Source organism: Vibrio sp. 1249-1, assembly GCF_033340495.1.
In genome coordinates, this window is record NZ_JAWOWJ010000378.1 from 1 (window position 1) to 797 (window position 797).

Annotated in this window: 1 protein-coding gene; it reads right to left on the minus strand. The window is 46.2% G+C overall.

What is annotated here, in order from left to right; genetic code table 11:
- Positions 1–91: 91 nt before the first annotated feature.
- A partial coding sequence (focA, locus tag R7Z50_RS26485; protein ID WP_318149612.1) for a formate transporter FocA occupies positions 92–797 on the minus strand: 706 nt, incomplete at its 5' end.

Here is a 797-nt window from a genome sequence, read left to right on the forward strand (position 1 = left end):
CAATGAAGAGCTGATTTAGAAAGCACTTTCACCCAAATACGACGTACAAAAAAGGCGAGCTACCTAGCTCGCCTTTCTCTTTCTTTGGGCTCTATCGCAGATGCTTGTCTTCATCACGTAGATAGATCATCCAGTACCACATACCGACGAACACACCGCCGCCGATGATGTTACCGATCGTGACTGGGATAAGGTTGTTAACGATAAAGCCCATCATGTTCAAGTCCGCATAATTTGCGATATCAGCACCTGTCATTTGCCAGAAGGCTTCTGGCGCAAAGTATTTGATACCAATAGCCATTGGAACTTGGAACATGTTCGCAATACAGTGCTCAAAACCAGCGGAGACGAACATCGCTACTGGCAAAATCATTACCGCGATTTTATCTGTTAATGTACGGCCACTGAATGTCATCCAAACCGCAATACAAACTAACACGTTACACATGATGCCAAGTGCAACCGCCGCAAAAAAACCATGGTGCAATTTATGTTGTGAAATGGCCATGGCATTCAAACCAACTTGACCGTGGTCGAACATGTATTGCTTTGTCACCAACATACACGCCACCAGCAAAATAGCGCCAACCATATTGCCGAAATAAACCACAAACCAGTTTTTAACCAGCGTTTTCCATGAAATTTTGCCACTCGCACGCGCAACCAGAGTCAGAACCGAACTGGTAAAAAGCTCGCCGCCAGTAACCACCACCAAAATCAAACCAAGGCTAAATGCTAGACCGCCAATGAGTCGTGTGATGCCCCAAGGCAGATCACCCGCACCTGTCGTTACTGTG